Here is a 24,792-nt window from a genome sequence, read left to right as displayed (position 1 = left end):
CCATCACTGACACCGGTCGACATCGTCCGTCACCGCGCGTGGAACATGGTCCAGGTCTCCACGAGCGTGAAGCCCATCGACTCGTAGAGTGGCCGACCCATCACGCTGGTGTGCAGGTAGGCGGCGTCCGCGCCGGCCGCGATGCCGTCCCGCAGAACCGTCTCGGTGATCACCCGGCCCAGGCCACGACCCCGGGCGGACGGAACGACGGCGATGTTGAACACGCCGACAACCCCGGAGGTCCGCATCCCGAGTCCGGTGCCGACGGGCCGGCCGGACTCCTCGGCCAGGTAGCCGGTGATGGGGTCGGCGTCGAGCACCGCACCACCCATCAGCGATCCGAAGAGGCCCTCGGGAACCTCGAAGCTCCGGGTGAGGGCGTCGGTGTAGAGGTCGTTCTCGGCGGCGCCGACCTGACGCACCGAGGGGCGCTCTGTCGAGCCGGCACGGAAGGTGAGGTCGTCCGCCGCGCAGGCCAGCAGGGGCAGCTCGGCGCGTTCGAGGAGGCCGTGCCGGGCCGCGAGGTCAGCGACCTGGTCGTCCGCCTCGCCCCGAACGATGATCGACCAGTGCGCGGCCTGCCCGCCGACCTCGGTCGCCATCTCGTCGAGCGACCCGAGGTCGGGCTCGGTGGACCTGTCGTAGGCCGCGTTGAGCGTCGCGACGCCGGCCTGCGTCACCCCCGCGCGGGCGGTGCCCCGCTCGGCGTACCCGCCCTTCGGAGTCACAGTGCACAGCGTCTCGAAGGCGTCGAAGTACGCCGCCGCCATCCGATCGGCGGTGATGTTCATGACGGGACTCCCTAGACCGGTCGTTCTGCTTCGGTCGACAACCTAGCCACCGATCACGCTGACCAGCAAATCACGGGTACGACGACCGCCACCTGCTGTCCGGCTTCGAACCGATCAGGAATCGAGAAGCCCGACAGAGCCCGAGCGGCCTAGCCTTTCCCCAGGTGAACGGCAGCACGCCGACCTGGACGACGAGAGGGAGCCCGAGAATGTCCGCGAAGACCACGAAGGTGTCCGACGGCTTCAGCCCCGAGGAGCGGGCCGCGATGAAGGAGCGCGCCGACGAGCTGCGCGCCGAGGGCAAGAAGGGCGCCAAGAAGGCGGACGGGCTGCAAGCGGTCCTCGACCGGATCGCGCAGATGGAGCCGGAGGACCGCGCGCTCGCCGAGCGGGTGCACGTGACGGTGACCGCCGCCGCCCCGGGCCTGACGCCGAAGACCTGGTACGGGATGCCCGCCTACGCGAACGAGGACGGCAAGATCGTCGTCTTCTTCCAGGACTCCGGCAAGTTCAACTACCGGTACTCGACGCTGGGCTTCCAGGACCCGGCCAACCTCGACGACGGGGACCTCTGGCCGGTGGCGTACGCGTTGCAGCAGTGGGGCCCGGCCGTGGAGAAGAAGATCACCGAGCTGGTGCAGACGGCGGTCTCCTGACCGACGCCCGCCCCCTCGCTGACTCGCTCACGGTGCGATGATCGAGGGCCGGAGCCGACGGAGACAGGTGGTGCGGACGATGCGGTATGGGCCGCCGGCGGTACGACGAGTCCCCCGATGACCGGCCGGGCCGGTGAGGTGTTCGACACCGGTCGGACAGTGTCCGACATCGAGTCGTTGCTCGCCGCGGACCTGCCCACGGGCGGCGTGCCGGTCAGCGAGGGGGACCCGGTCACCGGTGAGTGGACGGGCACCCGAGGCGAGGGCTTTCGGATCGTCCCGCTCTGGGAGAGCGAAGCCCTGACGGGTGTGTACGGTCCCGAATGGAACGAGGCCGAGGATGCCGCCGAGGCGAACCTTGCCCTGGTCGTAGCGGAGTTGGACCAGAGGTGGGGCGCGCACCGCAAGGTCTCCATGCGGGTGCCGCTGTTTCGGGATCAGGCCGGTGAACCCATGCCGGCGCTGTTCCAGTCGCTCTGCGACCTGGACTGTTACGGCGACCTGGCGGTCTGGGGGCCGACGGTGACCGGGGGTCGGTGGATCGCGGTCTCGGTCAACCAGTGTGACGGCGACGCTCCGATGATCATGACGGCGGTTGTCAGTCAGCTACCGATCATCGAACTGTCGGACTGACCCGCTCGGCGCCCACGCCCCGGTACGGGCAGTCATCGACGTTGCCCACAGCTCCTATGGTTCGTGCATGTCGATCACAGACCAAGCGCTGGTTGTCGAGGCGGCCGAAGCTGGAGCCGCAGTTGTCCGCTCCCGGTACGGCTCAGCACTGACGCGCATCATGAAGACCGGCGGTGACTTCGCCACCGCCGCCGACGTCGAGGCCGAGCAGGCCATCCTCGACGTCCTGCGCGCGGCGCGTCCGGACGACGCCGTGGTGGCCGAGGAGAGCGGGCGCACGGGTACGGGCGACAACGGACGCACCTGGCTGGTCGACCCGCTGTGCGGCACGTTGAACTTTGCCGCGCGGACCATGCTGGCCTCGGTCAACGTCGCCCTGCGCACCGGGCCGGACGTCACCGTGGCAGCCTCGGCGGACCCGTTCGCCGATGAGGTGTTCTGGACCGACGGCACCGCCGCGTACGTCCGGGGTGCGGGGACGGACGAGCGACTGTTCCCGTCGGCCGAGTCGACGCTGGTCGACCTCAACCTCGACCCGCCCTTCCCCAACCGGGACGTCTTCCTGGCCGCCCGCATGCTCGCCGACGAGGGCTTCCAGGAACAGTTCCGGCCGCGGGTGGTCTCCACCAGCCTCGCCGTGGCCTGGGTGGCCGCCGGTCGCCGCGCCGCCTACGTGACGGACCGCCACGACCTGGGCAACAGCGTCCACTTCGCGGCCGGAATCGCGCTCTGCCAGGCGGCCGGCTGCGTGGTCACCGGGCTCGACGGCCAGCCGCTGCACGCCGGTGGGGACGGTCTCGTCGCGGCAGCGGACGAGCGGACGCACGCCGCCCTGCTGACGCTCATCCGGAAACAGGCCTCGCGATCGACTCGACCTTGACATGAAGCGCGGTTGAGGTTCTAGCGTCCCTAGATGATCACGTCAGGGCCGCCGCGCCCGGACGTACGTCAGCTGAACGACCACCGTCGAAGGGATTCCGATGTTCCTGTCCCGCCTTCTCCGCCCGCGTACCGTCGCGAGCGCGCACTGCGACCTCCCCTGCGGCGTCTACGACCCGGCGCAGGCTCGCATCGAGGCCGAGTCGATCAAGGCGATCTCCGAGAAGTACCAGGCCAGCGACGACCCGGAGTTTCGCACCCGCGCGCTGCTCATCAAGGAGCAGCGAGCCGAGCTGGTGAAGCACCACCTCTGGGTCCTGTGGACCGACTACTTCAAGCAGCCGCACTTCGAGAAGTACCCCCAGCTGCACGGCCTCTTCAACGAGGCGACCAAGCTGGCAGGTGCCGGCGGCGCGAAGGGCGCCGCGGACCCGGCGGTCGCCGAGCAGCTCCTCGGCAAGATCGAGGAGATCTCGAAGATCTTCTGGGAGACCAAGCAGGGCTGATCAGCCGGCACCGGGTGGCACCGGCCACCCGGTTCGGCGTACCGCGTTCGGGAGGAACCGCATGACGTCGCGCACCGACCTCGTCGAAGAGTTGATGGGCCGTTTTCCACACGTGCCTCGGGAGGCGGTCCTCAAGGAGGACCTGCTGCGGGGCGGGCTCGCCTTCGACGACGCGGCACTGACCGACAACGAGCACGGCGACGTCAAGCCGAAGTCGTACTTCATCTTCTCCTTCGATCACCGGACGCTGCCGGAGTTGGGGACGGCGGCGCTGCGCCGGCCACCGGAGGAGATCGTGCTCACCGGGGGTCCGTACGAGCTGCGTCGTACCGTCGTTTCGGTCCGCATCAACCCCAGCTCGCCGTACCGCGTCGGCACCGACAGCGACGGTCGACTGCGCCTGTTCCTGGACGGGCGGCCGATCGCCGATGTCGGGCTGCCCCCCATGCCGGCGTACTACCGCCACACGCTCGCCAACGGCAAGTCGGTGATGGAGGTCGCACCGACGATCCAGTGGGGCTACCTCATCTACCTCACCGCGTTCCGGGTCTGCCAGTACTTCGGCGCAAAGGAGGAGTGCCAGTACTGCGACATCAACCACAACTGGCGGCAGCACAAGCAGGCCGGCCGGCCCTACACCGGGGTCAAGCCCGTCGACGAGGTCCTCGAAGCCCTGGAGATCATCAACCGGCACGACGTCGACCGCGCGTCGCAGGCGTACACGCTCACCGGTGGCAGCATCACCTCACAGGTCAACGGGCTGGCCGAGGCCGACTTCTACGGCCAGTACGCGCAGGCGATCGAGGAGCGGTTTCCCGGACGGTGGATCGGCAAGGTCGTGGCCCAGGCGCTGCCCCGAGCCGATGTGCAGCGGTTCCACGACTACGGAATCCGCATCTACCACCCCAACTACGAGGTGTGGGACAAGCGGCTGTTCGAGTTGTACTGCCCGGGCAAGGAGCGGTACGTCGGCCGGGAGGAGTGGCACCGGCGCATCCTCGACTCCGCCGAGATTTTCGGCCCGCGCAACGTGATCCCGAACTTCGTGGCGGGCGTCGAGATGGCCGCCCCGCACGGCTTCACGAGCGTCGACGAGGCGATCGCCTCCACCACCGAGGGGCTTGACTACTTCATGTCCCGGGGGATCACGCCCCGGTTCACCACCTGGTGCCCGGAGCCCACCACACCGCTGGGCCGGACGAACCCGCAGGGCGCGCCGCTCGAATACCACGTCCGCCTGCTGGAGGCCTACCGGGCGACCATGGACGCCCACGGCCTGTCCAGCCCGCCCGGGTACGGCCCCGCCGGCCCCGGGCGAGCGGTCTTCTCGGTCAGCTCCTTCATGGACACCCTGCCGTCCACGGATTCGTGACGGACGCGCTCGGCTGACCCGCCCAGGTGGATCCGCCGAGGAGCGGTATACCTCAGAGGTATAAATATGCCTCTGAGGTATACCGCTCAGAACCGCATCCGCCCCGACGAAGGTTCCGACGGCGATCGGCCGAGCGACACTCGTCTAGCTGGCGTACGTCTCGAACTCGCCGACCCGTGGCGTACCGCTGGAGCTGTTGATCTTGAAGTTGATCTTGCTCATCGCGGCGGCCGGGAAGGTGATCGAACCGGCCCCGCTACCGGAAGCCAGGACGGCTCCGTTGTCGTTGTTGATCAGCTGCCAGGACCCGATGGAGCCCTGGGTGCCGGACGGCTCGCGGATCACCACCCGGGACACCTGGGTCGCCGAGCCCCACTTGATCGAGATCGTGCCGGTCGACCCGGCCGGCGACCAGTAGGTGCTCAGGCTGCCGTCGCGCACGTTGCCGTAGCTGGTCCCGCTGGCCTTGCTGGAGCCGTCAGCACCGGCGCCCAGGCTGAGGTTGGTCCCACCCGTGGGCGGGGGCGTGGTGGGCGGGGGCGTCGTGGGCGGAGGCGTGGTCGGCGGCGGGGTGGTGGGCGGCGGTGTCTGCGGCGAGCAACTGCCGTTGGACACCTTCAGGCCCGTGTTGGCGCCGACCGTCTGACGGACGATGTCCGGCACGCAGCTCGCCCCGTCGAGGCTGTACGGGTACGGGATGCTGACCGTGGTGTTGGAGGTCGGGTTGGGGCCGGCGGGGTAGTTCTCGCTGCCGGCGCTGGACCAGGTCACGTTGTCGAAGACGTTGCCGGCGACCTGCCAGTAGCCGCGCTCGTTGGTGTAGAAGGTGCCCAGGACATCCTTGGAGTCGCGGAAGTAGTTGTTCTCCACTTTGGCCCTGGCTCCCGCCCGGGAGTTGATCCCGGATTCATGCAGGCTCACGTAGTGGTTGTTGTAGATGTGGGCGACCCCGCCGCGCAGCAACGGTGTGCGGGAGTCGATGTTCTCGTAGAGGTTGTGGTGGTACGTGATGAAGCCGTTCGACAGGTCGCTCTCGCTGGACCCGACGAGACCGCCACGACCGGAGTTGCGCAGGATGCTGTAGGACAACGTCACGTACTGGGTGTTGTCCTTCATGTCGAAGAGGCCGTCGTACCCCTCGGACTCCCCGCCCGAGGCTTCCAGGGTGACGTGGTCGACCCAGACGTTGCGGACCGTGCTCTCCATGCCGATGGCATCCCCACCGTTGGAGGTGGGCGAGCCCGACTTCTTGACGTTCCGCACCGTCACGTTCTGGATGATGATGTTGCTGGAGTCGCGGATGTGGATGCCGAGCTGGTCGAAGACGGCGCCGCTGCCGACCCCGATGATGGTGACGTTGCTGATCTGCTTGAGCTCGATCACGCCCGCTGCGGTGTTGCAGCTCGACCCGGACACCTTGCTGGTGTTGCCGTGGTTGATGGTCCCGGTCACCTCGATGGTGATCGGGGTGCTGCTGCTGGTCCGACCGCACAGTGCCGCGTGGATCGCCGTGCCCGTGCTGGCCCGCACCGTCTGCCCGCCCGCACCGCCGGTGGTCCCGCCGTTCTGGGTGGCGTAGCCGGTGGCGTTACCGACCGCCGCCGATGCCTGCGGGGCCGGCAGCACCACCCCGGCCGCGATCACCACGGCCGCCGCAGCCGCTCCGGCCAATACCGCCTGACGTCGCAACACGACTGGTCGTCTCATGTCGCCTCACCTTCTCATTCGTCTCGTTCCAGGCTTCGCCCCGACGGACATCGCGACCGCACCTGCCGACGAACATCATTCAAATTGGCGACAGTCAATCGCGAGGATTTCATCGAGGTCTCTCGCGCCCTGGTAGAAGCAGGGACGTGTCGTGCGAACGGGGTGTGCCCGGTAACGCCGCTCGCCCGACCGTCAAATGAAACATCGATGCAACGCAATCGTAGGAAAGCGGTTTCCCTGAAGGCAATAGCTGACGCTTGCAGGTTTGTTGCAGTGCTCGCGAGAGAGATCGGGCGCGCGGGCCAGCGTGGTCCGGGCCGTCGGTGGCACGGGCTCCCGGCTTGTTGCGCGCTCGGTATTGACACCGCCGGGCCCGCCATCGATGCTCTGCTAAATCAGTTTAGCGACCGGCTCGCCTCCGACCCGTCCCACTCCCGGTCCCGGGCGGGATCGCTGACTGAGCGCACCACCCCCGAGAAAGGACCCGCATGAGACTGCGAAAAGGACTGATCCCGCTCGCTGCCACCCTCGTCCTGGCCGGCGCCTCCGGCACGGCGTACGGCAGCGCGAGCGGCAGCCGGGGCGCCACGGACGGAATCCGCAGCATCACCCCGATCACCACCGTCTACACGTACGGCCAGAAGGTCTCGGCGGTGGCGATCGAGTACGGGGCCACGGTCAACCCCCGCACCCTCGACACCGCCACGTTCTCGGTGACCGACACCATCTACAACTTCCGCTTCAACCCCATCGAGGACCTGCCGAAGCTCGCCGACCGGACCGTCACCCACACCTACACCAACGGGACGCCGGGCACCCGCGCCGACCACCGATCGGCGCCGGGCAGGTACGTCATCGTCGAACTCGACCCCGCCGACACCGGCGGCTCGACGGTCATCGTCTCCAAGTGCCCGACCTTCCTCTGCACCGTGAAGGTCAATCCCGAGCTGCCGACCCGGGTCGTGCAGCGCAAGGACGTGCACGGCCAGCCCGGCCGCGGGGCCGGCAAGGGGCCGGTGCTCGCCCGGGCCACCCCGCGCGACTCCCGACCGGTCACCGAGAAGCCTGTCAACCAACTGGTCGACGAGTTCACCTACGGCTCGTTCCTGAGTGGCGGAATGGTGCTGCCGTACCACTACCACCTGCCGAAGAACTACCAGCCGGGCCGCAAGTACCCACTGATGGTCGTCCTGCCCGGTCACGGGATGGGCTGGGACGGTGACAACCTCGGCGTCCAACTCGCCGCCGACATCCCGGCGACCGCGTGGCTCCAACCGCGGTGGACCGGCACCGCCGAGGACGTCATCGTCCTGGCGCCCCAGCACCAGCGGGTCGGTGGGGCTGCCGAGGCGGACCTGCTGGTCAAGCTGCTCGACCAGTTCGTCGGCCAGTTCGCGGTGGACACCCGTCGGGTGTACGCGACCACGGTGTCGTACGGTTCCCAACTGCTCTGGGAGGCGTTCGCCAAGCGTCCGGACCTGTTCGCCGGCGGGTTGGTGACCGGTGGTTTCCCGGTCAACGCCACCCAGGCGACCGCCATCGCGGCGGCCGAGGTGCCGGTGTGGATCACCCACGGCGAGCACGACCACCTGCTCAACGTCTCGGGCGCGCGTAACTCCACGGCCGTGCTGCGGCAGGCGTACGCCGCCCGGGGTAAGACGCCGGAGCAGGCCGCCGACCTGGTGCGCTACACCGAGTACGCCGACGCCGCGTTCTCGTTGCCGGACTACCACGCGGCGTTCGGGCCGACCTACGAGGACGCCAGCATCCTGCGCTGGCTGCTGGGCCGGTCCAAGCCCTGAGGCCGCGGACCGGGCGGCGCCTCGCCGCGATCCGGCAGCGTGATTCCCTCGCGCCGACGGGTCACCGGCGGGCGTCGCCCGCGTCGGGCTCGGCAGCAGCGGGCGCGCCCCCGACGAGCACGGACTCCTGACCCTCCTGCCGGCCCTCCTGCCTCGCACGGGCCAGCAGCCCGGCCAGCCGACGCCGCCGGTGCCGGGCCGCCGCTCGCAGCCCCACGAGCAGGCCGGCAAGCAGACCCAACAGTGCGAGCTGAGCCCACGGGACGACCCAGGTGGTGACGGTGGCCGAGGCCGGTCGGAGGTCGGCCCCGGCCTGGCCGTCGCCGAGCAGCGTCGGCGAGGTGCTGACTGTCGTGCGGAGGCGGACCATGGCCCAGACGCCGTCGGCCCGGGTCTCCACCGTCCGAACGCCGCCGGGCAGCAACTCCTCGACGGCACTGGTGGCCTCGTGGCTGCTCCGGCCCAGGAGGTCGGACATCGCCACCCGACTCGTTCCGCCGACCCAGACGTTGCCGTCGTTCTCGACGGTGTAGCGGACCCGTACCGTGCCACCGGCGAAGGGGTTCCACGACGGGGAGTACGTCGCGCGGAGGCCCCGGACGGCCAGGGCGGCCTGCGCGGAGCCGTTCACCCGCAGCATCACCCGGAAGCCGACACGGCTCTCGACGTTGACAGTGCCGCCGGTGCTGGTGACGGTCGCGGCGATGCCGGCCGGGTGGTCACCCGGCGTGGCGCCCGGGGGCACCGTGATCGTGAACGGCACCACCCGTGTCTCGTTGGGGCCGACGGTGACCTTCTCCTGCACGTCGATCCAGGTGCCGCCGTCGACCGAGGGACGGTCGGACGACAGCATGTTGAAGCGGCCCTTGTCGGTGAGGTAGCCGTCGGCGGCCTTCAGGGAGAAGGCGACGGCGGTACGGCTGAAGTTCCGTACCGCCAGGTGCTCGGTCACGGCCTGCCCCGGGTCGAGGCTGGCGTTGATCCATCGGCGTTGGTCCGGCCCGGTCGCGGTGGCCGGTTGGACCGTCCACGTCAGGGCCTTCGGGTCCGGTTCCGCCGCCGCCGCGGTCGGCGCGGCCGCAACCGCGAGGGACGCGACGGCGAGGACGACGAGCGCCCGGTGCAGCGGGGTGACGGTCATGAATCGGCCCTTCGGCACGGGGCTGGGCGGGGGCCCGGTCCGGGACCCCCGCCCAGGCCACTACTCGAACAGTGAGAGCGTGAGCGTGGAGCTGTACGCGCCGGCGGCGACCTCCGCGGGGGTCCGCAGGTACAGGTCGGCATTGACCGAGTACGAGTCGCTGGCGACGGCCTCGGAGTCGAAGGCCGAGACCAACAGCTCCTGGTCGACGAGGCCGACATTGTTGCCCGGCTGGGTCGGCTCGTCCAGGCTGGTCACCACCTCCTCGCCCTCGGTGACCAGGCCGGTCTCCCCGCCGTCGAGCAGGCGGGGCTTCCAGCCGAAGTGGTCGGCGGTGATCGGCGCCTGGCCGGCGGCGCCGGCGAAGTCGGTCGCGCTGCCGAGCACCGCCCAGTTGGCGCCGTCGGGCACCTCGTCGGCGACGCGGGTGTCGGTGACCGTCACCGTCGGCAGCGTGCCGACGAACTGGCGTACCAGCAGCGTCGAGCCGTCCTCGGACAGCGCGACGGCGTCGCCGGCGATCGACAGGGCGAGCACGCCCGGTTCCCTGATCTCGTCGATGTCGACAGTGACCCGCACGCTGGCGTCGTCACCGGGCTCGGCCAGTGCGGGCGACGGCAGCACCGCCGCTCCGGTCAGCACGGCGCCGACGACGCCGGCCGCGAGTGTCTGCCGCCGTTTGTATGTGTTCATGTGATCTCCGTTCTCCGCTATGAGGGGTTATCCGCCGCAGGTGCCGGCGGGGTGTTGCACGGTGCGGACGGTCGTCACGTCGTGTCCGCCGATCGCCCCGGTCACCCGGACCGTCGCCGAACCCGCCGGCACCGACTCGGCGCGGGTGTTGAAGGACTGGTAGGCGTTCGCGCCCGGCGCGACGGCCGTGAACGAGCGCTCGCCGTACGGCGTCTCGAGGGTGATGCCCACCGGCGCGTCGTGGTCGTTGCGCGCCTGCACCGCCACGTACGCCTTGCCGCCCACGCACCGCGTGGACGCGCTGAGCGTGACGGGCAGGTCGAGGCTGTCCGCCGCGAAGGCCCAGTTGTCGATCTCGAAGAGGTCGACGCCGGCCGGGTCGGTGTAGGTGAAGTAGACGTCGTGCACGCCGCTGACGCCGTCAAGTTCGGCGGTCACCTCGGCCCACTGTCCGACCGGCGTGTCCACGGCGACAGTGCCGACGACGGGACCGTTGACGTCGTCCAGCCGGACCTGGATCTGCCCTCCGGCGGCGAGCGCACGCACCCGCGCCGTCAGGCTCTGCGCGCCGTTGTCCCCGAAGTTCACCGAGGACAGCGCCGTCCAGTCCCCGTTGTCGATGTCGCGGACCACGAGGTTGGGTGCCGCGCCACCGAACTGGGCCGAGCTGCCGTCGACCTTCGTGGTCGCGACGCCCTTGCTCCAGCCGAAGGTCTCGGCCTCGAAGACGCGGTACGGGTCGAAGTCGCGGACCTGGTCCACGCCGGCGTAGGTGCCGACGACCTGCTGGATGGTGCCGTCCGGGTTGAAGGTCAGTTCCTGGATGTGCGGGCTGCGGTACCCCTGCGTGGTGTTGCCGTTGATGCGCTTGTTCAGCGTCGGGGCGTGGTACGTGAAGTAGTACTTACCCCCGAACTCGAACACCGACTGGTGGTTGTTGCCACCGGTGCCGGCCCCGAAGAACTGCGACTGGTTCGGGAAGAGCACACCGGCGTAGGTCTCCTTCGGCCACGACATCGGCCCGTCGGAGATCATGTAGCCGATCTGGCCACCCCCTGGGTAACCGGGGAGCGGCTGCTGGCTGCCACCGAAGTCGTTCCCGCCGAAGTGCGAGGAGTACGAGAAGTAGTACTTACCCTGGCGCTTGAAGACGTGGCCCGCCTCGAAGGCGACCGGGGCGTCGACCACCGCGGCCGTTCCCTCGGTGGAGACCATGTCGTCGCCGAGTTCGATCGACCGGATGTTCTTCGGGTTGTTGAAGCGCTCGGCCGGCGGCATGCTCGTCGACGCGGGACCACCACCGAAGTAGAGGTACGGCTGGCCGTCGTCGTCGACGAACGGGGCCGGGTCGAACTTCCACGCGACGGCCTCGGCGCCGGGGGTACGGCCGTCGATCAGCGTGCTCGTGCGCTCGCTGGTCCACGGGCCGAGCGGCGACGCACCCGTGATCACGTTGCTGGAGCCACCGCCGTTGGCGTAGTAGAGGAAGAACTTCTCCACTCCGTTCACCACCTTCTTGGTGATGCCAGGAGCCCACGAGTTGGCGGTGAACGGGGCCACCCCGTTGGGGCCGGCGACCTGGATCTCACCGTGGTCCGTCCAGTTCACGAGGTCCTCCGAGGAGATCACCGTGATCTGGTTGATGTCGCCGTAGTTGATCCCCGGCGAGACGCCAGTGGTCGGGTTCGGGGCGTAACCCTGGGTGTCGTTGGTCATGTACATGTAGACCCGGCCGTCGTGCACGAGGCCGAAACCGTCAGCCCCGAACTTGTGCCCGATCAACGGGTTGTGCTCCCCGGGCAGCTTGCCGACCACCTCGATGGTCTTCGACGCGGGCGCGGGTGGCGCGGCGCCGACCACTGACACGTCGTCGAGCTTGAAGTCCATCAGGTGCAGAGCCGGGTCGGTGGACGGTGTGCTCGTCCAGGGGGTCTCGAAGAACAGGCGCGCCGTCGACACGCTCTGCGCCGTCGGGATCGTGAACGTTCCGTTGAACTGCGCCCACTGGCCCTTCGTCGCCGTCACGCTGACGAGGTTGGTGTAGGTGGCACCGCCGTAGTGCATGGTGGCGAAGAACTGCTTCGTCGCCGGTCCGCTCTCGTTCTCGTACTTGATGCGGGCCGTGAGGGTGTAGGCCTGGCCGGCCTGCACCTTGCCGCTGAGGTCCTGCATCGGGCCGGACCCGGTGGTCGTCCGGCTGGTGACGAGCGCCGCGTTCGCGCCGGCGTAGGCGTCCGACGTGGCCGACAACTGGGCGCCGTCGGAGGCGTTTCCGTTGTTGACGAACCAGTTGGTCAGGCCGTCCTCGAACCCGCCGTTGACGACGAGGTTCGTGTCGGCGGCCTGGACCGGCGCCGCCGGGGCGACGAACCCCGTGGCCAGCATCAGGCCGACTGTCGCGAGCGCTGCGACCCGTCCTCGGGTCGCCCGTCGCATTCGTTGTTCCACGAGACATCCTCCTTCATCTCTGACGTGCGGTCATCGGTGTACGGGGGATCGGTGGGTGCGCTTCCGTGGGTGGTCCGGACATCAGGGTCGACTGCCGCCACCGGTCCGGCCGTGGCCGGCGGCACGGGACAGGTCCGCTGTTCCGTGCCGCCGGGCCGGTCGCCGGTGGTGCTGGTCGGCGGGCCGAGGGCTCGTGGTGGGGCTATCCGCCGCAGGCGTTGGCGGGGTGCTGGGCGGCGTGGACGGTGGTCACGTCCCGGCCGGCGACCGCCCCGGTGGCCCGGACCGTCGCCGAGCCGGCCGCCACCGACGACGCGCGGGTGTTGAACGACTGGTAGACGTTCGCCCCCGGCGCGACGGCGGCGAACGACCGGTTCCCGTACGGGGTGTCGACGGCGATCTCGACGGGCTCGTCCGAGTCGTTGCGCACCTGCACCGCCAGGTACGCCTTGCCGCTCAGGCAGCGCACCTGGGCGGTGGCCGTCACGGGCAGCGCCGCCAGTACTCCGAGTCGGGCCAAGTGGTAGCTGAGTGCCCGCTCCGGTGCGTCGATCTGGTTCTGTGTGCCGAGCTGGCCGGCCCGTGCCGACGTCGCCGCCGCGAGCGCGGACCGCGTCGCGGCCCAGGCGTCGGCCGGGTAGTACCGCGGGTCGAGTGTCTGCGCGTGGGCGATGGCCGCGTCGAGGGCGGTGGTGTCCAGTGGCCGGGCCTGCGCGGTCAGCACGTCGCTGAGCAGGTAGTCGTCGAAGTCGACGTGGCCGCCGGTCTCCTGGGTCGCGTAGTTGAACAGGCCCACCCGGTGACCCATGAAGTGGGCGAGGCTGCCGTCGAGCGCCTGCGGGCCCACGCGGTTGCCCAGCCGGGTCCACTGGACCCCGTCCAGGCTGTAGTAGAACGTCGTCCACAGCTGGCCGACCGGCGCGGAGAAGTCGAGGTCCGCCTTCACGTGCACCTCGGTCGCGTCGCCCAGCGACACCGTCGTGCCGGAGACGAAGCTCTCCAGCGTCGACTGGTCGAGGTCGACAGCGAACGGCTGCGACCGGTTCACCACGCCGAGGGTGTTGACGTCACCGACGCGCTTGACCGCCACGTACGAGAATCCGCGGTTGTAGGCGGCCAGGCCCGCGACGTCGCCGTTCTTCATCCCGGAGATGTCCATCCGGGTCTGGACCGACTGTCGTGGCCCGAACGTCCGCTGCGAGAGGGTGTTGCGTGCCTCCTCGAACCACGCCAGCTCGGCCCGGTTGGACAGCTTCGTGTAGACGTACTGGCCGGTGACCACAGTGCCGGCCGTCAACCGCAGCCAGCCGTCGCGGTCGGTCAGTGACCAGTACCGGTTGTCCGGGGCGTGGTTCCACTCCCACGCCAGGTCCAGCCGTGAGCCGTTGGGGGCGATCTCCGCCGGATCGAGCGGGGCGGGGACCGTCCACTGCTCGTCCTGGTACGCCTTGTGCGGCGCGTCGTTGGCGAAGTCGTCCGAGGCGACGATGCTCTTCTGCCGCTCGAACAGTTCCTCGGCCGGGCTGAGCCGGATCGGCTTGTCGAACAGGCCGTTGACCGGCACCACCCCGTTGGTGCCGAAGGTCGGCCACCCGTTCTGCCAGGTGGCGGGGATGAGCGCCGGGATCCGGCCGATCGGGAACGTGTCCCGGAAGAACATGCCGTGCCAGTCGGTCCCGCCGCCCGCGCGGCTGATCGGCACCAGGCTGCCCTGCGCGAAGCCGTTGGAGTTGAGCACTCCGCGCGCCTCGTAGGTGTTGACCCCGCCGGCCGAGGTGTAGCGCCCGAGCAGGTCCTTCGACCGGAACATCACCACCTGGCGCCCCTGCCCGGACGGCCAGGTGATGATGACGGCGTAGTACCAGCCGTCGATGTGGTAGACCTGCGCGCCCTCGAACAGGCCGCCGATGAACGGCTGCCCGGCGTAGTTGTTGGCGGTGAAGATGTTCGGGTAGTCCTGCGCGATGGCGGTCAGGTCGGCGTTGAGGCGTACGGCGCTGGTGCCGCCGGAGCCGTAGAAGATGTACGGCGTGCCGTCGACGTCGAAGAAGAGCGACGGGTCGTGCAGGCCACGGCCGAGGGCGGTGCGCTGCCACGGGCCGTTCTCGATGTCGTCGGTGCGGTAGAGGTACGCGCCGCCGAGGTTGTTGGTGTTGAAGACGGCGTAGAACGTGCCGTCGTGGTAGCGCAGCGACGACGCCCACTGGCCCTGGCCGTACGAGTTCTGGCCGTTGCGCAGTGAGAAGGAGTCGCCGATGCTCGCCCGGTCGAAGACGTAGTTGACGATCTCCCAGTTGACGAGGTCGTACGACTTCATGATCGGCGCACCCGGGCTCAGGTGCATTGTCGTGCTGATCATGTAGTAGAGGTCGCGGCCCTCGTCGTTCTCGGCGGCTGGCACCCGCTCGACGCTGATGTCCGGCACGTCGGCGTTGAGCAGCGGCACCGAGTAGGTGCCGGCGCCGGTGTCGGTCGAGGTGTACGACGATCGAGGCGACCATCCGTCGCCGTCGTGCGCGCCAGCGGGTGTGGCAACCAGGCTCGCGCCGACGAAAACGGCCGCCGATGCGAGCGCACACAGTGAACGGAGGCGATCCGGGCGCACTGTGGAGGCCAGTCGGGTCAACGTGGTGGTGGTGTGGCGAGCGGCGGCGTTCAGGCTGTTCACAGCGGATGCGCGGGCGATGTTCAGGACACGCGAGCGGACCGACACGACCAAGGCGAGCTCCAAACGCGAGAGCGGCGTGAAGGCCATGGTGTTATCGCTAACAACCCCTGTCAAGACTATCGATGAAACGTGCCCGAAGTATCCCCGTAACACCGTCCACCAACCACAGTGGACGGACGGTTCCCAGCTCCAACCCCGGTGATCATGAAGTTATTGCCCTGACACGCCGTCATTGGCGGCAATAACTTCATGATCACCGAGAGCACGCCGGGGCCCTGGGGGCCGTTAGGCGTTCAGGCAGGCGCGGAGGGCGGCGGTCAATTGGTTGGCGCGCTCGTCGCCCATCCCACGCATCTGGTTGACCACGTAGCCGAAGCCCACCTGATGCTCGGCGTCGGCGAAGGCCAGGTTCCCGCCCGCGCCGTCGTGGCCGAAGCTGCGCTCACCCAGCAGGGGCCGGGCCGGTGGGGAGTGCAGCAGGAAGCCGGTGCCCCAGCGCTGCCCGGTGTCCGGCGGGCCGTGCCGCTGCTGACCACGCGAGCGAACCACTACCGCGTCGTCCACCGACGCCGCCGTGAGCAGCGGTCCACGGTGGAGTTCCGACACACAGGCGGCGTAGAGCCGCGCGAGGCCCTCGGCGGTGCTCACCGCGCCCGCGCCGGGAACACCGGCGGCCCGGATGGCGTCGTCGTTGAAGCTGACCAGGCCGTCGGCGTCGGCGGGGAAGGCGAAAGCGCCTCCCATGGTGATGCCCCGTTCGGCGACCGGGTCCACGAACGGGTCAGGGTCCGGGGGCGGTGCCAGGCCCCAGGCGACGGTGTCGCTCTCGGCGGCCGGGAGCCCCAGCCAGGTGTGCAGGCCGAGCGGGCCCGCGACGGTGTCGGCGAAGAACGCGCCGGGCAGTTGGCCGGTGATGCGGTGGATCACCTCTCCGACCAGCCAGCCGTAGGTCATCGAGTGGTAGCCGTGCGCCGTACCCGGTTTCCACAGCGGGGCCTGCGCCTCGATCGCCTTGATGACCGGATCCCACGCCAGCACCTCGTCGAGGGTCAGGGAGCGGTCCACCGCGGGCAGACCTGCCTGGTGCGTGAGCAGCCAGCGCACCGGGATGTCCGCCTTGCCGTGCTGTCCGAACTCCGGCCAGTAGCGCGTCACGGGAGCGTCGAGGTCGAGCCGGCCCTGTTGGGCCAGCAGGTAGGCGCAGATCGCCAGGATCCCCTTGGTGCAGGAGAAGACGACGACCGGCGTGTGCGCGTCCCACTGCCGCCCGGTACGGGTGTCGGCCACCCCGCCGTACAGGTCGACGACCTTGCGGCCCCGCACATAGACGGTGACCGCGGCGCCGACCTCTCCCCGGGAGGTGAAGTTGTCGCGGAAGACGTCGGCGACGCGCCCGAAGCGATCGTCGACGTCGCCGTGGATCTGCGGCTGTGTGACCACTGCCTACCCCTTCACTGACCCTTGGATCAGGGCCTTGATGAACTGTCGCTGGAAGATCAGGAACACGATGAGGGTCGGGGTGAGGATCAGCAGCGACCCGGCACACAGCAGCACCAGGTCGGTGCCCCACTGGCCCTGGAACGCTCCGAGCGCCCCGGCCATTGTGCGTTTGGTGGCGTCGTCCACGAGGACGATGGCGAGCAGGAACTGGTTCCACGTCCAGAGGAACATCAGGATCGTCAGCGAGGCGATCGCCGGCCGGGCGAGCGGCACCTGGACCCGCCAGAACAGCTGCCACGTGCTGCTGCCGTCCACCCGGGCCGCCTCGGACAACTCGACCGGCACGTTGGTGAAGTGTGCCCGCATCCAGAACACCGCGAACGGCATGTACAGCCCGATCAGCGGCAGGATGATGGCCCAGCGGGTGTTGAGCAGCCCGAGGTCCTGCATCTGGTAGTAGAGCGGCGTGACCACGGCCTCGAACGGCAGGGTCAGACCCAGCAGGAAGAGACCGAAGACGAGCCGGCCACCGGGGACCCGCAGCTGACCGAGCCCGAAGCCGGCCATGGTCGCGATGAGCACCGACACCGGTACGACACCGGCCACGATCAGCAGGCTGGAGCGGAGCAGGGCGCCCATGTTCGCGGCGGTGAAGGCGTCGGCGAAGTTCCCCCACTGCGGGTCGGACGGCCACTCGAGCCCGTTGGGCACGGTGCCCCGGGGCTGCAACGCCGCCGAGAGCATGCTCACGAACGGCAGCAGGGTGACGACGATCAGGGCGATCAGGAACACCCGGCCGGTCAACTGTTCGCGTCGGCTCAGGTTCACGGCTTCTCCCCTCGGCTCAGGCGCTGGATCGGCAGCACACACGCCAGCACGAGCAGCATGAGTACGACGGCGAGCGCCGAGGCCAGCCCCACCTGCCGCTGCGAGAAGGCCAGCCGGTAGATCTCCAGGCCCGGCACTGTGGTCTGGAGGCCGGGGCCGCCGCTGGTGGAGATGTAGACGATGTCGAAGCTCGCCAGCGCCGCGATGATCGTCACGGTGAGGCAGACGCCGATCTCCTGGCGCAGGCTGGGCAGGGTCACGGCGAGGAACTCGCGGACCGGGCCGGCACCGTCGAGGCGGGCGGCCTCGTACAGCGCCGGATCGATCTTGCTCATGCCGGTGACCAGCAGAATCGTGCAGAGGCCGAGCAGGACCCAGGCCCCGATGACGCCGACGGCGGGCAGCGCCGTGTCGAAGTCGCCGAGCCAGGCGCGGGCGACGCCACCCAGCCCGACCGCGCGCAGCGCCTGGTTGACCAGACCGTTCGACGAGAGCAGCCAGCTCCACGCGATGCCCGCCGCCACCAGGGGGATGACCTGCGGCAGGAACAGGATGGTCCGGACGACGGTGCCGAACGCGCCGGTGGTGATCCGGCGAACCATGCTCGCCACCAACAGCCCGAGCGCGACGGGGATGAAGCTGAAGAAGACGATCAGCACGATCGCGTTGCCGATGATTTTCAGCAGATCGCTGTCGGTGAAGACGGTCAGGTAGTTGTCCAGGCCCACCCAGCGGGCCACCCCGATGCCGTTCCAGTCGTAGAGCGAGTACTGGAGCGTCAGGACGAGCGGGCGCAGGACGAACACCGCGTACATCACCAGGGCGGGCAGGACGTACAACCAGCCGGTCCCGGCCGCGCGGGCCCACCGGAATCGGTGAGCCCGCGTCGGGGTCGTGCGGGTGCGACGATCGTCGCGCCCGGTTGGTGCGCTGCCGAGGGCAGACGTCATCGGGACAGTTCCTTCTGATACTCGGCCTGGACCGCCTTCACGTACCCCTCGGGCGTCTGCTGACCGGCGATCAGCTTCTGCATCTCCGGCGTGATCGCGGCGGCGAAGATGCCGCCGGTCGCGTTCGCGGTGAAGTCCACAGCGCCGTTCTCCGCACCGAGCTGCTGCGACGCCTTCAGGGTCTCGGCCAGCACCGTGTTCGGGGCGGCGCTCGGCACCGGCAGGTCACTCGGGCCACCGGGGCTGGAGCCGCCGACGGTCACCGAGATCTCGCGGGCCTTGGCGTTGGTGTGCACCCAGTTCAGGAAGTACGCGGCGGCATCCGGGTTCTTGGCCTTGGCGGAGACGCCGAAGGTGTTGGGGGCGGACATCGCCACGTGCTTTCCACCGGGAGACTCGGTCGGGAAGAGGAAGAAGCCCACGTTGCCGGGCATCGACTTGTCGAGGTTGGCCGACTCCCAGTCGCCGTTGAACATGAACAGGCCGTTGCCCTTCTGGAACTCCCCCACCATGCCCGCGTAGTCCAGGGCGTTGGCGTCCTTGGTGAAGTAGCCGGCCTGGGCCCACTTCTGGATGGTCTGGGTGGCCTTCAGGGCGGCCGGGGTGTCGAACGTGGCCCCCGGCTTCTGGAAGATCCAGTCGGCGACCTGGGTCGGGTCGCCGAACTGGTTCTGTAGCGCCTGGTGCGGGAAGTTGATGCCCGCGGTGTTCTTGTTGAACTGCATGATCGGCTGGACCCCGCCGGTCTTCGCCTTGGCCAGCAGCTCTTCGAACTCGGCGACAGTGGCCGGCGGCTGGGTCATGCCGATCTGGCTGGCCAGCTTCTTGTTGTAGAAGACGCCGGTGACGCTGTAGCCCAGCCCCATCCCGTACAGCGAGCCGGTGCCCCGGGTGTTCTCGCCGACGCGCAGCTGCATGAGCTGGGAGGCGGGGAACTTGTCCCAGCCGTACGCGGTGAAGTACGGGTCGAGGTTCTTGAGCAGGTCGTCCTTGACCAGGTCGACCATGGTCGGGAGCCGGATGATGTCGGGCGAGTTGTCCGAGGCCATCACCCGGGGTGCGTTCTCCACGATCACCGTGAACTGGTCCTCGCGGATGTTGAACTTGACGTTCGAGTGCTGCTTGGAGAACTCGTCGGCCAACGCCTTGGCCAGTGGGAAGCCGGTCTCCGCGTACATGTCCAGGGTGATCGGGTCGGTGCCCAGCTCCGTCTTGACGGCGGCATCGGGCTTCTGGGTCGACGACCGGTCCTCGCCCGGGGCGCTGCAGGCCGTCGCGGTCATCCCGACCGCCAGCAGCGACGCGAGGAGCACCGTTCTCCGTCGCGGAAACTTTGTCAGCAATTCTGCCATTTCATGACTCCTTGACATCTCCACGCGTCCCGCGACCCATGGCCGCGCGACGGCTCCACCGGGACCACCGCGACCGCGCGGCCGCCACGACACGTACGCCGTGACCTGTCGCCCGAGCGCAGCACCCGTACCGTCAGCAGAAAAGAACCCGGCACGGCCACCGAAGGCGCCTCTGGATGCACCAGAAGTGGTCGCTAAACTGATTTAGCAGAGCATGCGCGCGGCACGGGGAGCTGTCAAGGACAACTTGGCAACGGTGCGGAAACGTCGGGTTCACACCTTGCCGACGTGACCGGCGCTCGATCCCCGGCGGCGACGCATCATGATGGGCGGGAGCGGCGCCTGTGGCACCGCGCCTGATTCGGAGGACTGATGGGCCGCAACAGAGCAACACTCGCCGACGTCGCGCGGAGAGCCGGGCTGTCCAAGACCGCCGCGTCGATGGTGCTCAACGGCAGGGAGGGCACCCGGCTCTCGGCCGAGGCGCACCAGCGGGTGTTCGCCGCCGCCGAGGAACTCGGCTACCGACCCAACCTCGCCGCGCGCAGCCTGCGCACCCGCAAGACGGCCACCATCGCGTTCGTCTCCGACATCGTGGCCACCACCCGGTTCGCCGGCGACCTCATCCGCGGCGCCCTCGACGCGGCCCGCGAACGGGACCACGTCCTGCTCATCACCGAGACGCAGGGCGACGCCACCTTCGAGCAGTACGCCATCGAGGCCGTCCTGGACCGGCAGGTCGACGGCGTGATCTACGCGGCGATGGCGACCCGACGGCTGACGGTGCCCGCGGCCATCCTCGGGGGCCCAGTGGTGCTGCTCAACGCCACCAGCCCCGACGGCCTGCCCAGCGTGGTCCCCGACGACGAGGGGGCCGGCCGCTCCGTCGCCACGGCCCTGCTGGAGCTAGGCCACCGCGACGCGATCGCGCTCATCGGCCGCAACCGACTCAAGGAGGACGACCCGGAGGTCTCGCTCGCCGCCCGCGCCCGACTGCACGGCATCCGGCAGACGCTGGACGAGGCAAAGGTCGGCCTCCTGGCCGAGTGTTTCTGCACCGAGTGGTTGCCCGAGCACGGGTACGCCGCCATGCGCAGCCTGCTGAGCAAGCCGAAGCGACCCAGCGCGATCATCTGCATGAACGACCGGCTGGCCTTCGGCGCCTACCAGGCACTCGGCGAGGCGGGGCTGACCGTCCCGGAGGACATCTCGGTCATCTCGTTCGACGACGACCCGATCGCCGCCTGGTTGCGTCCGAGTCTGGCCACCACGGCGCTGCCGCACGAGCAGATGGGACGGCGAGCGGTCGAGCTGCTCCTGGACGGGGGCGCCGCCGAGCCCTCGCTCGTTCCGATGCCCCTGCGCCGACGCCGGTCCCTCGCGCCTCCGGCCGGCTGACCACCGGCCCTCCGATCCGTGCCGGCGGTTTGGCCTTGACCGACGCTAAAACGGTTTAGTGCTAGGTTTCCGACCATGCTTCGTCTACCCGACCACTGGGTGTGGGACAGCTGGTACGCGCGGGACGACAACGGCCTCTGGCACGTGTTCTTCCTGCGCGCGTCCCGCGCCCTGCACGACCCGCACCGCCGCCACCGCCGGGCCACCATCGGCCACGCCGTCTCGGCGGACCTGCGCTCGTGGCGCCTGGTCGCCGACGCCGTGGTCCCCGCCGACGCGCCCAGCTGGGACGACCTGGCGACCTGGACGGGCTGCACGGTCCGCGGGCCGGACGGACGGTGGTACCTGTTCTACACCGGGGTCGGTCGTGCGGAGGACGGGCTCGTCCAACGCATCGGACTGGCCGTCTCCGACGACCTCATGACCTGGCACCGGCACGGCACCGAACCGATCGTCCAGGCCGACCCCACCTGGTACGAGCTGCTGGACAAGGAGCTGTGGTACGAGCAGGCGTGGCGTGACCCATGGGTGTTCCCCGACCCCGACGGCGAGGGTTGGCACATGCTCATCACCGCCCGCGCCAACACCGGTCCGGCGAACACCCGTGGCGTCGTCGGCCACGCCACCTCCACCGACCTCGTCACCTGGACCGTCGCGCCGCCGCTGTCGACTCCGGCCGGCTTCGGTCACCTGGAGGTGCCCCAGGTGGCGGTCCTCGACGGGCAACCGCTGCTGCTCTTCTCCGCCGAGGCCACCGGCAGCGCTCGGCGCGGCGACCACCGGATCTGGGTGGCGACCGGCGAGACCACCCTCGGGCCGTGGGACATAGCGTCCGCCCAACCGTTCGCCCACCCACACCTGTACGCGCCCCGGCTGGTCCCCGGACCCACCGACGACTGGTCCCTCATCGGCTTCCTCGACCACGTCGACGAGACGTTCGTCGGGGAACTCACCGACCCCATCCCGGTCCGCTACCAGGCCGCGACCGGGCTGACAGTGGTCGAAGCGCCGTAACCGGACAGGTCCGGGCCGAGGCGTCCCGCCCCGGCCCGGACCTGTCGGTGTCCAGCTACTGGATCAGCTGCGCAGCTGCCACTGCTGGTTGGTGCCGCCGGAGCAGGCCCAGAGGATCAGCTTCGTGCCGTTCGCCGTCGCGGCACCGTTGGCGTCCAGGCAGAGACCCGACTGCACGCCCGTGATCGTGCCGTTGGCGTTGATGTTCCACTGCTGGTTGGCGCCGCCGTTGCAGTCCCAGATCACCACCTTCGTGCCGTTGACGGTGCCCTGGCCGGAGGCGTCCAGGCACTTGGTGCCGTAGACCATGAGCTGCCGGCTCGCGGTGTGGGTCCACCGCTGGTTGGCGACGTTGCTGATGCAGTCCCAGATCTGGGCCTGCGTGCCGTTGGTCGTGCTGGAGTTGCCGATCTCGGCACAGCGGCCCGACTGGGCGCCCACGATCTGCACGTTCGTCGGGTTGGTGCTGCCACCGCTCTGCACGCCGGCCGTGTTGATCACAGTCTGCGCGCCCGACGGCCAGTTGCCGTTGCTGACCGTGACGTTGCCGTTGACCACGTTGCCGCGGTCACCGTTCGTCACGTTCGTGGAGTTGTTCGTCGACCAGTTGTTGGTGACGGTGAAGTTGCCCATGTTCTCCGCGTACCAGTAATTGGCGGTGGCCCAGGTGCCGGTGGAGGAGAACACGTTGTTGCGGGCGGTGTAGTAGCGCGAGCCCTCGTCGAAGTAGAGCCCGAACCAGCCGTTGGTGCGCAGGCAGTAGTTCTCGGCGATCAACCCGCCCGGGTTCGCCGACAACGAGTAGATGCACCCGCCGTCGGTCATCTGCTGCATGACGTCGTGCACGTAGTTGCCGATGACCTGGTTGTTGGCCGCGGTGGTCGCCGTGGAGTACCGCGGCTGGTAGTTGTACAGGCCACGGTTGGCGTAGTGCTGGCTGCCGCCGGCGTCGTTGGCGCCCCAGCCGTAGCCGACCGACAGGCCGGTGTACGGCATGTTGTAGACCTCGTTGTGCGAGACCAGCGAGGTGTTCACGTAGGTGGTCAGGATCGAGACCACGCCCCGGTACTCCAGGCCGAGATCGTGCACCCGGTTGTTGCTGATGGTGATGTTGCGGTTGACCATGCGCTGGTCACTGGGGTGGTGGGCGTCGGCGCGTACGCCGCCGACCACGACGCCACCGGCGGAGTTACGGGCGATCTCGGAGCGGGTGACGGTGATGTTGTTGGCCCCCAGGCCGACACCGCTGGCGTGGGCGTTGGCGTCGTTGCCGATGCCGATCGCGGTCTGCCCGAGGTTGACGAACTGGGAGTCGCTGAAGGTGATGGTGTTGGCCGCGGAGACCTGCACGGCGGCGGGCATCTGGTTCCAGTTCGGCCGGGTGGCCTCGAACTGGGGGCAGCCGGCCTGGCAGGAGGTCAGCGCGTCGGACGGACGGGACCAGGTGCCGGTGATGTGGGCGCCGGTCTGCTGGTCGGCGAAGCCGTTGCTGCTGCTCGGGCCGAGCCAGCTGGTGCCGGTGAAGGTGATCCCGCTGAACGAGATGTGGTGCGCGGGCGCGTCGTAGGTGCCGCCGACGTTCACCAGGGACTGCAACTGCGGCAGCTCCACGCTGACCGAGCTCATGTTCTGTCCGCTGAGCGGGATGTAGTTGAGCTGGCCGTTGCTGGGATTGAGGTACCACTCCCCCGCCGAGTCCAGGAACTCGTACGCGTTGGTCAGGTAGAACGGGCCGGCGCGGTGCGGGCTGGAGAGGGTGTCGAACCCGAAGGTGTTGTTGTTCCACGCGGGCTGCTGCATCGTCAGGAAGTTTCCGCTGATGCTCTGCACCGGCGAGTACCGGTCGGTGAACGAGCCGACGCTCTCCACCTCGACCCGGTTCTGGTTGCCGAGGTTGTTGAGGTAGCTGAGCGCGCCGTTGGTGAACCGCATGCCGGACGTGGTGAAGGTGAAGTCAGCGCGGTTCACGGCGGTGCGTGCCCGGGTGGCGATGGCGCCATTGACGTAGAGCTGACGGGAGTCGAGCCCGGCGGGAACGTTGGCCCGCCAGATGTTCTTCCCGGAGTCGACGAGCGACCAGCCGGTGACCGCCCGGGCACCGGTGATCGTCGGACGTGCGCCGGAGGCCGCCCGCCAGATGACCTGATAGCCGTTGTTGCCCGAGTCGGCCGCGGTGAACCGCAGCGGCGACGAGAGCCGGTACGCGCCGTTGGCCAACTCCACCACGATGTCACCGGACATCGCGCTGTTGATCGCCCGCACCGCGGTCTGGGCGGCGGTCAGCGAACACGGTTGGCTGGCCGAACATGCGGTGCCGGTGCCGGAGGGCGACGCGTAGAGGGTGGTGGTGGCAGCGAGGGCCGGAGACGCCGAGGCGGTTACCGCGACCAGGGCGGTCACCGCTGTCGCGGCGGCGCCGGCCAGCAGTCGGCGCAGCGACGAAAGGGACGAGGACACGGGATGGTGCTCCTGACGTGAGAACGGGGTGGGGGTGGCGGAACGGCCTCGACCAGC

General features: G+C 69.2%; 18 protein-coding genes and 1 pseudogene. 8 read left to right on the top strand and 11 right to left on the bottom strand.

Annotated elements, in window-relative coordinates:
• Positions 1–29: 29 nt before the first annotated feature.
• Entirely contained in the window at positions 30–791 is a 762-nt protein-coding gene (locus GA0070561_RS15535) for a GNAT family N-acetyltransferase (protein ID WP_091401090.1), read from the bottom strand.
• A gap of 209 nt (positions 792–1,000) precedes the next feature.
• Here GA0070561_RS15535 and GA0070561_RS15530 point away from each other — a divergent pair, with 209 nt between their 5' ends.
• The 5 genes from GA0070561_RS15530 to GA0070561_RS15510 all read left to right on the top strand — a co-directional run bounded on the left by GA0070561_RS15530 (position 1,001) and on the right by GA0070561_RS15510 (position 4,837).
• On the top strand, positions 1,001–1,447 hold the full coding sequence (locus GA0070561_RS15530; RefSeq protein ID WP_091401087.1) for an iron chaperone: 447 nt from the start codon (positions 1,001–1,003) through the stop codon (positions 1,445–1,447).
• A 117-nt stretch (positions 1,448–1,564) separates the two neighbouring features.
• The gene (locus GA0070561_RS15525; RefSeq protein WP_091401085.1) at positions 1,565–2,080 is read left to right on the top strand and encodes a hypothetical protein; all 516 of its coding nucleotides are present in this window, start codon (positions 1,565–1,567) and stop codon (positions 2,078–2,080) included.
• A gap of 67 nt (positions 2,081–2,147) precedes the next feature.
• Complete coding sequence (locus GA0070561_RS15520) at positions 2,148–2,960, top strand: inositol monophosphatase family protein (RefSeq protein ID WP_091401082.1); 813 nt, start codon at positions 2,148–2,150, stop codon at positions 2,958–2,960.
• Between the two features lie 100 nt (positions 2,961–3,060).
• A complete protein-coding gene (gene sodN / locus GA0070561_RS15515; RefSeq protein ID WP_091401080.1) occupies positions 3,061–3,465 on the top strand; it encodes a superoxide dismutase, Ni in 405 nt (134 codons plus the stop codon).
• A 61-nt stretch (positions 3,466–3,526) separates the two neighbouring features.
• Positions 3,527–4,837 (top strand): radical SAM protein, encoded by a 1,311-nt coding sequence (locus tag GA0070561_RS15510; protein WP_091401077.1) that lies wholly within the window; start codon positions 3,527–3,529, stop codon positions 4,835–4,837.
• Positions 4,838–4,981: 144 nt separating this feature from the next.
• Here the strand turns inward: GA0070561_RS15510 and GA0070561_RS15505 are convergent, their stop codons facing one another.
• Positions 4,982–6,544, bottom strand: a complete 1,563-nt coding sequence (locus tag GA0070561_RS15505; protein WP_091401075.1) for a pectate lyase family protein — start codon at positions 6,542–6,544, stop codon at positions 4,982–4,984.
• Between the two features lie 488 nt (positions 6,545–7,032).
• On the opposite strand from GA0070561_RS15505, the gene GA0070561_RS15500 reads away from it, so the two are divergent.
• Positions 7,033–8,346: a hypothetical protein gene (locus tag GA0070561_RS15500; protein WP_091401072.1), complete on the top strand. Its 1,314-nt coding sequence runs from the start codon at positions 7,033–7,035 to the stop codon at positions 8,344–8,346.
• Positions 8,347–8,407: 61 nt separating this feature from the next.
• Here the strand turns inward: GA0070561_RS15500 and GA0070561_RS15495 are convergent, their stop codons facing one another.
• The 8 genes from GA0070561_RS15495 to GA0070561_RS15460 all read right to left on the bottom strand — a co-directional run bounded on the left by GA0070561_RS15495 (position 8,408) and on the right by GA0070561_RS15460 (position 19,866).
• The gene (locus GA0070561_RS15495) at positions 8,408–9,487 is read right to left on the bottom strand and encodes a hypothetical protein (protein ID WP_091401071.1); all 1,080 of its coding nucleotides are present in this window, start codon (positions 9,485–9,487) and stop codon (positions 8,408–8,410) included.
• 60 nt (positions 9,488–9,547) lie between these two features.
• Positions 9,548–10,180: a hypothetical protein gene (locus GA0070561_RS15490; RefSeq protein WP_091401069.1), complete on the bottom strand. Its 633-nt coding sequence runs from the start codon at positions 10,178–10,180 to the stop codon at positions 9,548–9,550.
• Between the two features lie 27 nt (positions 10,181–10,207).
• A complete protein-coding gene (locus tag GA0070561_RS15485; protein WP_091401067.1) occupies positions 10,208–12,628 on the bottom strand; it encodes a family 43 glycosylhydrolase in 2,421 nt (806 codons plus the stop codon).
• Between the two features lie 202 nt (positions 12,629–12,830).
• Complete coding sequence (locus GA0070561_RS15480) at positions 12,831–15,296, bottom strand: glycoside hydrolase family 43 protein (protein WP_244166248.1); 2,466 nt, start codon at positions 15,294–15,296, stop codon at positions 12,831–12,833.
• Positions 15,297–15,581: 285 nt separating this feature from the next.
• Positions 15,582–16,736, bottom strand: coding sequence for a serine hydrolase domain-containing protein (locus GA0070561_RS15475; RefSeq protein WP_091401065.1), 1,155 nt, complete (start codon positions 16,734–16,736; stop codon positions 15,582–15,584).
• A gap of 3 nt (positions 16,737–16,739) precedes the next feature.
• On the bottom strand, positions 16,740–17,564 hold the full coding sequence (locus GA0070561_RS15470) for a carbohydrate ABC transporter permease (RefSeq protein WP_091401063.1): 825 nt from the start codon (positions 17,562–17,564) through the stop codon (positions 16,740–16,742).
• On the bottom strand, positions 17,561–18,514 hold the full coding sequence (locus GA0070561_RS15465; RefSeq protein WP_091401060.1) for a carbohydrate ABC transporter permease: 954 nt from the start codon (positions 18,512–18,514) through the stop codon (positions 17,561–17,563). The genes GA0070561_RS15470 and GA0070561_RS15465 overlap by 4 nt, the downstream gene beginning before the upstream one ends.
• Positions 18,511–19,866, bottom strand: a complete 1,356-nt coding sequence (locus tag GA0070561_RS15460; protein WP_091401058.1) for an ABC transporter substrate-binding protein — start codon at positions 19,864–19,866, stop codon at positions 18,511–18,513. The genes GA0070561_RS15465 and GA0070561_RS15460 overlap by 4 nt, the downstream gene beginning before the upstream one ends.
• Positions 19,867–20,238: 372 nt before the next feature.
• Here GA0070561_RS15460 and GA0070561_RS15455 point away from each other — a divergent pair, with 372 nt between their 5' ends.
• Together GA0070561_RS15455 and GA0070561_RS15450 are read left to right on the top strand one after the other, a co-directional pair.
• The gene (locus tag GA0070561_RS15455) at positions 20,239–21,264 is read left to right on the top strand and encodes a LacI family DNA-binding transcriptional regulator (protein WP_091401056.1); all 1,026 of its coding nucleotides are present in this window, start codon (positions 20,239–20,241) and stop codon (positions 21,262–21,264) included.
• Between the two features lie 54 nt (positions 21,265–21,318).
• Positions 21,319–22,278: pseudogene (locus tag GA0070561_RS15450) on the top strand (family 43 glycosylhydrolase); the annotation flags it as partial.
• Positions 22,279–22,341: 63 nt separating this feature from the next.
• Here the strand turns inward: GA0070561_RS15450 and GA0070561_RS15445 are convergent.
• Positions 22,342–24,735, bottom strand: a complete 2,394-nt coding sequence (locus GA0070561_RS15445; protein WP_208603775.1) for an RICIN domain-containing protein — start codon at positions 24,733–24,735, stop codon at positions 22,342–22,344.
• Between the last annotated feature and the right edge of the window lie 57 nt (positions 24,736–24,792).

It is taken from the genome of Micromonospora saelicesensis, assembly GCF_900091575.1.
Lineage (GTDB): Bacteria > Actinomycetota > Actinomycetes > Mycobacteriales > Micromonosporaceae > Micromonospora > Micromonospora saelicesensis.
Note: the sequence above shows the minus strand (reverse complement) of the source record. Positions and strands in the feature narration are given on the sequence as shown.

Excerpts from the sequence above, each read along its gene's own strand:
- GA0070561_RS15535 (WP_091401090.1), bottom strand. The coding sequence starts at position 791 with ATGAACATCACCGCCGATCGGATGGCGGCGGCGTACTTCGACGCCTTC.
- GA0070561_RS15530 (WP_091401087.1), top strand. The coding sequence starts at position 1,001 with ATGTCCGCGAAGACCACGAAGGTGTCCGACGGCTTCAGCCCCGAGGAG.
- GA0070561_RS15525 (WP_091401085.1), top strand. The coding sequence starts at position 1,565 with ATGACCGGCCGGGCCGGTGAGGTGTTCGACACCGGTCGGACAGTGTCC.
- GA0070561_RS15520 (WP_091401082.1), top strand. The coding sequence starts at position 2,148 with ATGTCGATCACAGACCAAGCGCTGGTTGTCGAGGCGGCCGAAGCTGGA.
- sodN (WP_091401080.1), top strand. The coding sequence starts at position 3,061 with ATGTTCCTGTCCCGCCTTCTCCGCCCGCGTACCGTCGCGAGCGCGCAC.
- GA0070561_RS15510 (WP_091401077.1), top strand. The coding sequence starts at position 3,527 with ATGACGTCGCGCACCGACCTCGTCGAAGAGTTGATGGGCCGTTTTCCA.
- GA0070561_RS15505 (WP_091401075.1), bottom strand. The coding sequence starts at position 6,544 with ATGAGACGACCAGTCGTGTTGCGACGTCAGGCGGTATTGGCCGGAGCG.
- GA0070561_RS15500 (WP_091401072.1), top strand. The coding sequence starts at position 7,033 with ATGAGACTGCGAAAAGGACTGATCCCGCTCGCTGCCACCCTCGTCCTG.
- GA0070561_RS15495 (WP_091401071.1), bottom strand. The coding sequence starts at position 9,487 with ATGACCGTCACCCCGCTGCACCGGGCGCTCGTCGTCCTCGCCGTCGCG.
- GA0070561_RS15490 (WP_091401069.1), bottom strand. The coding sequence starts at position 10,180 with ATGAACACATACAAACGGCGGCAGACACTCGCGGCCGGCGTCGTCGGC.
- GA0070561_RS15465 (WP_091401060.1), bottom strand. The coding sequence starts at position 18,514 with ATGACGTCTGCCCTCGGCAGCGCACCAACCGGGCGCGACGATCGTCGC.
- GA0070561_RS15460 (WP_091401058.1), bottom strand. The coding sequence starts at position 19,866 with ATGGCAGAATTGCTGACAAAGTTTCCGCGACGGAGAACGGTGCTCCTC.
- GA0070561_RS15455 (WP_091401056.1), top strand. The coding sequence starts at position 20,239 with ATGGGCCGCAACAGAGCAACACTCGCCGACGTCGCGCGGAGAGCCGGG.